Annotated in this window: 8 protein-coding genes; 3 read left to right on the forward strand and 5 right to left on the reverse strand. The window is 60.0% G+C overall.

The genetic code is table 11. The features are described 5' to 3' along the window. Nucleotides 1-116: 116 nt before the first annotated feature. Nucleotides 117-512, forward strand: a complete 396-nt coding sequence (locus GXY01S_RS15855; protein WP_255210480.1) for an ATP-binding cassette domain-containing protein — start codon at nt 117-119, stop codon at nt 510-512. Between the two features lie 17 nt (nt 513-529). After that, a complete protein-coding gene (locus GXY01S_RS15860; RefSeq protein ID WP_146222816.1) occupies nt 530-1,435 on the forward strand; it encodes a DUF6282 family protein in 906 nt (301 codons plus the stop codon). A gap of 50 nt (nt 1,436-1,485) precedes the next feature. Here GXY01S_RS15860 and GXY01S_RS15865 read toward each other — a convergent pair whose 3' ends face one another. After that, the gene (locus tag GXY01S_RS15865) at nt 1,486-3,180 is read right to left on the reverse strand and encodes a SulP family inorganic anion transporter (RefSeq protein WP_061276682.1); all 1,695 of its coding nucleotides are present in this window, start codon (nt 3,178-3,180) and stop codon (nt 1,486-1,488) included. Between the two features lie 230 nt (nt 3,181-3,410). Here GXY01S_RS15865 and GXY01S_RS15870 point away from each other — a divergent pair, with 230 nt between their 5' ends. Continuing rightward, the gene (locus tag GXY01S_RS15870) at nt 3,411-3,878 is read left to right on the forward strand and encodes a hypothetical protein (protein ID WP_061276685.1); all 468 of its coding nucleotides are present in this window, start codon (nt 3,411-3,413) and stop codon (nt 3,876-3,878) included. Between the two features lie 51 nt (nt 3,879-3,929). On the opposite strand, the gene GXY01S_RS15875 is transcribed toward GXY01S_RS15870, so the two are convergent. From GXY01S_RS15875 to GXY01S_RS15890, 4 genes are all read right to left on the reverse strand, one after another. Continuing rightward, a complete protein-coding gene (locus GXY01S_RS15875) occupies nt 3,930-4,613 on the reverse strand; it encodes a Fe2+-dependent dioxygenase (protein WP_061276693.1) in 684 nt (227 codons plus the stop codon). 31 nt (nt 4,614-4,644) lie between these two features. Continuing rightward, a complete protein-coding gene (locus GXY01S_RS15880; RefSeq protein ID WP_061276687.1) occupies nt 4,645-5,178 on the reverse strand; it encodes a hypothetical protein in 534 nt (177 codons plus the stop codon). A gap of 70 nt (nt 5,179-5,248) precedes the next feature. Then, nucleotides 5,249-5,941, reverse strand: coding sequence for a tetratricopeptide repeat protein (locus tag GXY01S_RS15885; protein WP_061276691.1), 693 nt, complete (start codon nt 5,939-5,941; stop codon nt 5,249-5,251). Nucleotides 5,942-6,002: 61 nt separating this feature from the next. Beyond that, a partial coding sequence (locus GXY01S_RS15890; RefSeq protein ID WP_156470340.1) for a TonB-dependent receptor occupies nt 6,003-7,501 on the reverse strand: 1,499 nt, incomplete at its 5' end.

Consider the following 7,501-nt stretch of genomic DNA (forward strand, 5'->3'; position numbering starts at 1 on the left):
TCTGGAACCAGCTCGTCAATCAACCATGGCGCATCATGTCAATCGGACTGCGCAATTGGGCTCATGGGTTATAGCAATCAACGGTTGGTATTATTGTCAAAAAGCAGGACCCGCGCGTGGCGGAGGATGAGGCCCGCCTGCTACTGGACAGGATCGGGCTGTCACATCGCATGGATGCGTATCCCGACCAGCTTTCAGGGGGGCAGCAGCAACGGGTGGCCATTGCACGTGCCCTTGCCCTCAAACCGGAAGTTCTGCTGCTTGATGAAATTACATCGGCCCTCGACCCGGAACGTGTTGCTGAAGTGCTCGATACCATACGCCTGCTGGCGGCCGATGGCGTGACCATGCTGCTTGTCAGCCATGAAATGAGCTTTGTGCGCGAAGTATCGAGCAAGGTGGCGTTCATGGCGGATGGCCATGTCGTGGAAGTCGGGCCACCTTCACAGATTTTCGATGCGCCGCTGACCGAGCGCTGCGCCGAATTTACCAGTCGCATTCTGCGACACTGAAAATAAAGGAAGAATACATGACATATGGAATGCATTACCTGAAGGGCGCGGTAGATGCCCATGTTCATACATGTCCGCATCTCAATGGGCGCAGTGCTACGGTATTCGAGTCCGTGCGGCAGGCTGCTGCGGCTGGCATGCGGGCCATCGGGCTGATGGATAATTTTCAGAACTCGACCGGTTATGCTGCCCTGGCCATGGCGGAACTCGGGCATCTGGGCGTTGAGGTGTTTGGTGGCCTCATCATGCAGCCCACCGCAGGCGGCGTAACGCTGGAAGCCGCGCGTAATGCTGTTGATTACGGTTATGGCCCCGGCACGGGGGCGCGCTTCCTGTCCATGCCAACCCACCATACGCGTGCCGTAGCCCGGCGAGAGGGACGCACCGGGCTGTATCTGGAGGCCGCCTTTGGCGTAAATGACGATGGCACCATCCCCGATCCGGTGCCCGCCATCATGGATCTGTGCGCGGAACGCGATATCGTGTTTGACTGTGGCCATGTTGACGGGTGGGAAGCCGTGGCCCTTGTGCGTGAGGCGCGCAAGCGGGGCTGCAAGCGCATCCGCACTCATTGCGCCCGTTATGATCTGGACGCCATCAGGGAAATAACGGCGATGGAGGCCTATGCGGAGTTCAATTTCTTCCTGTTAACGCATGCAACCCAGGTTGGCCTGACGCATGTGGATCAGGAAAAGCACCGCGCCCCGAGCCTGACGATGGATGAACTGGCCCCGCGCATACGGGCTGCCGGCACCAGGGCCATAACCTCCAGCGATGCGGGCATTTTCCTGCTCGCGCCGCCGGTTGAAGCTTTTCGGGAATATATGGTGCTGCTTGAAGCCGCCGGCTTTGAAGAAGCCGACTTGCGGCGGATGAACACGGAAAACCCGGTAGAACTGTTCCGTATCGGTAGCTTCATGTAAAGATGCCTGGCCGGGAGATGGATTGCCTGCCTCCCGGCCGTTTTTGAGCATTATGGTAAAGGGGGCGCTGCGGGCAGGGATGCGCGCTCAGGCAGTGGAAGCATGTTTACGATATGCTCCGCCGCCGCCATGGCCGTATGCAATTGCGCATAAATGTTCTGCGTGCCGATAACCGGCGTGATGCGATGGCGGTCCATATCTGCACGCAGATAGGGCGTGACCCGCCCGAATATGATCCTGACCCCCTGCTGCCTGAGATCGGTAAACAGGTCGCGCAGGTCACTTGCGGCGGAAAAGTCGATATCGGTAATGGCGCTGGCATCCACCACGATACAGTCAGGCTGCGTGCGGGCAGGGGCCACGAGGGAGCGGATGTCGCTGACAAAGCGCATCGAGTTGGCATAGAACAGATCCGCGCAGAACCGGTAGAGCACGATGCCGGGCGCGGTCTGTACTCCTGTCGAGACGGGTTGCGGCTCGAGCAGCCCGGAATGCATGTCGTAACACAGCAGCATGGTATGGGGCTCATAACTGTGCCGCACATGGCGGAACAGCGAGAGCGCAATGGCCAGGAAGATGCCCTGTTCCACGCCGATACTGATAACGGCGGCCGCCGTGGCAAGTGCCAGCCCGCACTCGCCCGGACTTTCACGGTAGATGGCCATCATCGCGCGCCTGTCGATCATGCCGAGGGCGACCGTAAAGACAATCGAGGCCAGAACGCAGCGCGGCAGGTATTGGAGCGGGCCGGTCAGGAACAGCAGCACGATCATGGTAATGGCGGCAAAGGTCAGTTGCGCAAGCTGCGTGCGGGCCCCCGCCTGCACGGCCATGGCGGTCTGGGTCGGGCTGCCATTGACACTGAAGGTGCCACTCAGCCCGGCAGCGGCGTTCGCTGCGGCAAGGCCAAGAATGTCGGCATTGTCATTGACCCGATCATGGAAGCGCTGGGCAAAGGCGCGCGAGGTTGCGGCACTCTGTGCAATGATGACAAATACGCACGATGTGGTGACCGGCAGCAGGGCCAGCATTTCATTCCATGAAATATCGGGCAGATGCAGGTGTGGCAGGCCGCTTTCAATCGGGCCGATGATGGCGATGCCATGCCCGGCCAGATCGAACATCATGCTGGCCACGATCGCCCCCATTACCGTGAGCAGGGGCAGCGGCAGGCGCGGGGCCAGCCGCTCGCCTGCCATGATGACCGCCACAATGCCTGCTGACAGGAGCAGCGTCGGCCCGTTGAGCCGTGGCAGGCGCTGCACTGTCTGGAACAGTTGCAGCATGGTGTTATGGGCGGTGACGTCTATGCCCAGCATGTCGCGCGTCATGGCGAGCGCCACCTGCACGCCCACACCGGCCATGAACCCCACCAGCACGGTGCGGGAGAGGAAATCGGCCAGAAAGCCAAGGCGGAACAGCCGCGCAACGAGCAGGAACCCCGCGCTGAGCAGGGCCACCGTGCTGACCAGGGCCATATAATGCGCGCTGCCCGGCACGGCCATGCGCCCGAGCGCGCTGGAGAAAATCGCCGCCGTGGCGGAATCGGCTGCCACCACCAGGTGGCGCGAGGCCCCGAACCCCGCAAAGGCGATGAGTGGCAGCAGCACTGTGTACAGGCCGGTCACCGCAGGCATCTGGGCAATGCGGGTATAGCCCAGCACCTGCGGAATGTTCATTGATGCCAGGGAAAGCCCGGCAACAATATCGCGCAGCCGCCCCCGCATGGTCCGGTCCGGTTCCATCACCTCAGCGCCTTGTGGGGCGGGAAACGTTGGTGGTGTTCATCGGGTAGCGTTCCTCTATGCGGCATCCGGCGCATGTTTATAATGAATATATCGGTGTATCCAGCCATGCCGCCTGTGCCTGCCACGGGAGCAGGTTGATCCACCGTGTGTATGCTGAAGTGGTTTTATTTTAAATTTATTTGGTGTTGAAAATGAAAAAATTAAATAATCGGATGGACGGTAAAATAATGGAGCTGTTCGCCACACCTTTTCCATTCGATGATTTTTTTCTGTATGTCAGCAATCACGTGAGTGTGGACAAAACGCTTGGTGTGATGGGAATCCTGAGCCCGAAATTCCTTGAAGTTGATGGCTGCATCATGTGGGAAAACGTAGAATCAATCGAATACAGCAAGGGCAGGCAGAAGTTTACAGATGCGACTGTAAAGGAAAGAGAGTATTATTATAATCTGTTCTGCATAGAAGATTTTTTTCAGGTCGGCGAGGAAGTGAGTGATTGTGTCAGTGAAACAGTAGAGGAAGGATGGCGTAAATATATGGACCTGAAGCTCGCTTTTGCACGGCAGATCGAGCGCTACTGGCGCTTTGCCCTGTCGGAATGTTATCCGGACAAGCGGTTTGAATTTGAAATCTCGGAAAAAGGCATATGGCCCGAAGATGGCGTGTGCCTGACATTCTGGCAGGTGAATGAATGAACGATCCGCCCCGACCGGCATGCGGGCCATGTGTGCCGGTGGGGCGGGCGGCTACAGTTCAGCCCACTGGCGCAGCAGGTTGTGGTAGGTGGCGGTCAGGCCCAGCACGGCGGGGTGGCTGTCGGGCAGGGTGCGGCGGGTTTCGATGATCGACTGGTCGAACTGATAGAGCAGGGTGCGCTGCACGTCATTGCGCACCATGGACTGTGACCAGAAAAACGACGCCCAGCGGCTCCCGCGCGTAACGGGGCTGACGCTGTGCAGGCTGGTGGCGGGGTAGAGCACCATGTCGCCTGCGGGGAAGCGCACCTTCTGCGTGCCATAGGTGTCCTGTATCACCAGTTCGCCGCCGTCATATTCGTCAAGTTCGCTGAGGAACAGCGTGGAGGATACATCGGTGCGCAACCGGTGGCCCGTGCCGGGCAGGGGACGGATGGCGTTGTCGATATGGGTGTGAAAGCACATGCCCGCATCGTAGCGGTTGAACAGCGGCGGGAACACGCGCAGCGGCAGGGCCGCGCTGTTGAAGGTGGCATTGCACCCCAGGCGTTGCAGCACCAGGTCGGCCAGGTCATGCCCTTCCGTGCTGTCTTGCGGGATCTGGAGGTTGAACTTGGCTTTGGCGGACTGTTCGCCCGCCGTCACCCGCCCGTCAACCCATTGCGAGCGGCCGAGTACCGCGCGGCAATGGGCTACATCATGCCGGCTGAGCACGCCGGGAATATGAATCAGCATGAGGAATTTCCTGTTAACCAGATCATTGTGCTCAATGCCCATGATCGCCATGATCGCCATGATCGCCATGATCGCCATGATGCGGCAGCAGGCGCAGCAGGAGGTCGTTTGATTTCTGGCCACAATCCGTTGCGATCTGTTCCAGCGTCCCGTCAGTGGAATGCACGGTGCATCCCTCATGGCTCAGGCGTTCGGCCAGCGCGTCAGGTGTAGTGTGCAGCACGGGGGCCAGCGTGTTCAGCGGCGCATGGGTCAACAGCGGAAAAAGCTGGCGTGCCGGGTTGCCGCCCGCATGGCCGGTGGTGAGCACGAAGCCAATGGCCGCAGCCAGCGACAGCCCGCAGGCCACAAGCATGGCGGGCGTGCGGAAGTAAAGCAGGAACTGTGCCCAGTTGCGCCACATATGCAGCACGAAAGGCAGCAGCAGCACCATGCTCAGCCAGACATGCATGGAATGGAACATGCCCGGCATCCAGTGAAAGAACAGGGCCGTGCCGGAAATGGCCGAGACCAGGAACAGGCCGGTAATAAGGGGCGTTGCGTATTTCTTTATCATCAGTTTCATGTGTCATGCGATCGTGTTGTGGCAAAAAGCTCGTCGGGAAAAATATCCGGCAATTACGGCAACGCCCCCCTTACGTGTCATCGGCACGGGGCATCATCCGCCTTGTTGCCTCGCGCGCTACAGAGCGCAGCAGGGGTTCCGGCCTTGTGGCCAGAAGCGTGGCAATGGCCGCAAAGACATCCCCAAAGCCATGCTCCAGCGCCTTGCGCAGCCAGGGGACGGCCTGCGCCGTCTGGTCCGCCGCCAGATGCAGCCGCGCCAGATTGACGCAGCCCCAGCAGTCGCCTGCCATTGCTGCGGCATGAAAGAACACGGGCGCGCTTGCGGGCAGTAATGCTGGCACCATGCACTGTTCCGCCATGATGCCGAGCATGTTCAGGGCCTTGGCAACCCCCGCCCGGGCTGCGGCGACATACAGGACATGGGCACGGTACGGATCGGCCCGCACGCCCTGGCCTGCCAGATACAGGTCGGCCAGGTTGAACAGTGCCCAGCCATACCCGTGATCCGCCGCATGGGTGTAATAGAGTGTCGCGGTGGCCGGGTCACGCGTGATGCCCCAGCCGCGCTCATGGGCGCGGCCCAGCATGTTCACCGCGCGCGGGTCGCCGCTGCGTGCGGCAGCCTCGAACATGAGAAAAGCCTCATCCATGCGACCCTGATCAAGATGGATCTGCCCCAGCATGAGCTGCGTCTCCACGACACCTGGCGGGGGCGTGGGGCGGGTGCTGCTATCGGGGGCATTTGGTCCGCATTCATTCATGTCAGCACGGTATTCTCTTGTTTTGGTCAGTATATGTCATTCATTTTGGAATATAGAAGTATCAAAATGATACGCCAATGCTGCCAAGGAAGTAACGACCCAGCGAAGGCACCGCCCGCGATCCGGAGAACGAGGAGGCATAATTGAGCCGGTTGGTGATGTTGTTGGCGTTGAACGAGACATGGTAGTGCCTGTAATCCCATGAAACCATGCCGTTGAGGTTGAAGGTGTAGGGCATGCGGGCTGTATTGGTCGTGTCCGGCCCGGCCCAGTAGCCTGATGAATACTGTGCGCCACCGCCAATCTTGAGGTCACCCCACTGTGGGCTCAGCAGCAGGCGCGAGAGGTCATACGAACTCCACACCGACATATTGTTATGCGGCACCTGCGGCGCGACCTTGCCGTTATCGCCGGTGTTGCTGTGGGTCACGCGCCCGTCCATGTAGGAATAGGAGGCGAAGACCTGCCAGTCGCGCGTGATCTTGCCGTTCGCACTCAGTTCCACGCCACGGATGCGGCGGCCACTGCCGGAATCGGCAAAGCCGGTCTCCATGTCGCCATTCACGTCATAATAGCGCGAGTTGTTCTCGCTGATCTGGAAGAAGGCGACCGTGGTGCCCAGCCGCTTGTGAAAGAAGTCGGACTTGTTGCCAAACTCGAACAAGTCGCTGCGCTGGGGCGAGAGGTTGACGCCTTTCTGCGCTACGTCGCCCGCCTGCGGCTTGACCGTGACGAGCGAGGAGACATCCGTGCCCACGGGCTTGTACGAGCGCGCGAAGGTGAAGTAGAATGATGTATCCTTCAGCGGTGAATACATAATGCTGCCCGAAGGGCTCCAGCGGTCGGATTTCTGCTCGGCGCGGCCCTGGCTTGCGGTCGATGACTTGTAATAAGTGCTGCTGAACGAATCCCACCGCGCGGTGCCGAACAGCGAAAGCTGGCGGGTCAACTGTATGCGGTCGGCCAGGAACAGCCCGAGGTCACGCGCATTGGCATTGCCGTAGCCTGAGGCGGGAAAGCTGAGCGACGTGCCTGGATAGGCATATTGCGGGTTGCGGATGGTCTGGTTGTTGGTGCGGTTGGTGAAGCTGCCCGGCCAGCGCGAATCACTGGCGTAATTGATGTCCACCCCCGCCTTGAGGTCATGATGGACAAAACCGGTATTGAAGCGCGCGCGGCCCATGATGACATTCTGCACGCCCCAGCCCTGCTGCCGGTAGGCAGCCCCTCCGCCCGCGCCATAGGGCAGGGCGTAATTGCCACCTGACAGGATGGCGGCGGCGCACGCCCCCGAGCACGCGGCAGGCGTGGTGGCGGTGTAATCGCGTTCGTACAGGCTCAGCCGCGTATCATTGGTGAGCGTGAACCAGCGCGTGATGTCTGATTTGAGCGCTGAAGTAAGGGTGTGGATGTTGGAGCGGTCAAAGTCGAAATTGCGCGTGTAGCTGGTGTTGCGGGCCACGCCATAATCGGTAATGGGGCGATAGATGCCACCTACACTGATCATGCTCACGCCGTAATCAGGCTTGCTGTTACTGTTCAGCCACTGCCATGTCATAC

It is taken from the genome of Komagataeibacter xylinus NBRC 15237, from assembly GCF_001571345.1.
Lineage (GTDB): Bacteria > Pseudomonadota > Alphaproteobacteria > Acetobacterales > Acetobacteraceae > Komagataeibacter > Komagataeibacter xylinus.

What these genes read in the sequence shown, in the direction of transcription:
- GXY01S_RS15880 (WP_061276687.1), bottom strand. Translation starts at nt 5,178, where the DNA reads ATGAAACTGATGATAAAGAAATACGCAACGCCCCTTATTACCGGCCTG.
- GXY01S_RS15875 (WP_061276693.1), bottom strand. Translation starts at nt 4,613, where the DNA reads ATGCTGATTCATATTCCCGGCGTGCTCAGCCGGCATGATGTAGCCCAT.
- GXY01S_RS15870 (WP_061276685.1), top strand. Translation starts at nt 3,411, where the DNA reads ATGGAGCTGTTCGCCACACCTTTTCCATTCGATGATTTTTTTCTGTAT.
- GXY01S_RS15865 (WP_061276682.1), bottom strand. Translation starts at nt 3,180, where the DNA reads ATGGAACCGGACCGGACCATGCGGGGGCGGCTGCGCGATATTGTTGCC.
- GXY01S_RS15885 (WP_061276691.1), bottom strand. Translation starts at nt 5,941, where the DNA reads ATGAATGAATGCGGACCAAATGCCCCCGATAGCAGCACCCGCCCCACG.
- GXY01S_RS15860 (WP_146222816.1), top strand. Translation starts at nt 530, where the DNA reads ATGACATATGGAATGCATTACCTGAAGGGCGCGGTAGATGCCCATGTT.